Annotated in this window: 1 protein-coding gene; it reads right to left on the bottom strand. The window is 62.0% G+C overall.

What is annotated here, in order from left to right:
* Positions 1–22 precede the first annotated feature (22 nt).
* Positions 23–973 (bottom strand): IS110 family RNA-guided transposase, encoded by a 951-nt coding sequence (locus NCS02_RS36140; protein WP_425129925.1) that lies wholly within the window; start codon positions 971–973, stop codon positions 23–25.
* Between the last annotated feature and the right edge of the window lie 183 nt (positions 974–1,156).

Raw genomic sequence — 1,156 nt, 5'->3', positions numbered from 1 at the left:
TCAAGGGTTGAGTTGGTAAGGATCATGGTTTTGGGGGATTCCAAGTTGTGCCGTCGCGCATCATGGCGTTGAGCTGGGTGAGCATCTTGCGCATTGCTGCGACGAATGCGACTTTGGTCTTTTTGCCTCTGGCGCGCAGGCGGTCGCAAAACGCCTTGATGTGCGCGTTGGATCGCTGGGCGGCGACGCAGGCCATGTAGAGGGCGCGCCGCACGATGGGGCGGCCGCCCGAGACGTGTCGCTGGCCGCAGTGAGCGCCGCTATCGGAATTGAACGGGGCGAGCCCGGCGAGCGAGGCGATTTCGCGGGCGTTGAGGGTTCCGAGTTCGGGCAGAAAGGCAATGAGCACGGCCGCGGCGCCTTTGCCGATGCCGGGCACCGAGCGCAGCACGGCCTCGGTCTTGCGCCAGAGATCGTTGGCGTGCAGGAAGGCGTCGATGTCGCGATCGGCGTCCTTGATGCGCTGTGAGATGAAGCGAATGAACTCATCGATGCTTGGCAAAGCGGATTTATGGGCGCGTTTGCGGCGATTTTGCTCGGCGGTGAGCATCTCGATGAGCTGTGCGCGGCGCAGGATGAGGGCCTGCAACTGCTGGGTTTGCTCGTCGTTCAGGGGTCTGACTTCGGGTTTGATGGTCGCGCCATAGCGGGCGATGAGGCGCGCATCGATGCGATCGGTCTTGGCCCGTACGCCGGCGGACCTGGCGAAGTCGCGCACCCGCTTGGGATTGACCGCGACGGCGGGCAAGCCGGCCTGGCAGAGGGCTTCGAGGACGGCGCGTTCGAGCTTGCCGGTGGCTTCGAGCACGATGAGTTGTGGGTTGAGCGGCAGCAGTCGGTGGATCAGCTGCGCGAAGCCATCGGGAGAATTGGCCAGGCGAAAGAGTTCGGAGGATTCGTGGAAGGCGATGTCGAGAAAGGAGCCGCTGACATCGATGCCAACGAACAAAGGCGAGACGGAAGAGGATTGGATTTGGTTCACCACAGCACCCATACTTGCAAAGATACGAGCTCGAGGCTCAGTCAACTGTCCGGGTTCAAAGCGGTAAGGAGAAGCGGCGCCACCAGCTTTCTTTCGGGCTGTGAGCCCATGTAACACAAACGGGCTACCGCTTCGAGCGAACGGGAGAGATCAGCTTCCGGACGCCAGATTCAA

Source organism: Caballeronia sp. NCF2, from assembly GCF_023631205.1.
Lineage (GTDB): Bacteria > Pseudomonadota > Gammaproteobacteria > Burkholderiales > Burkholderiaceae > Caballeronia > Caballeronia zhejiangensis.
This window is presented reverse-complemented; position numbering and strand designations above follow the sequence as displayed.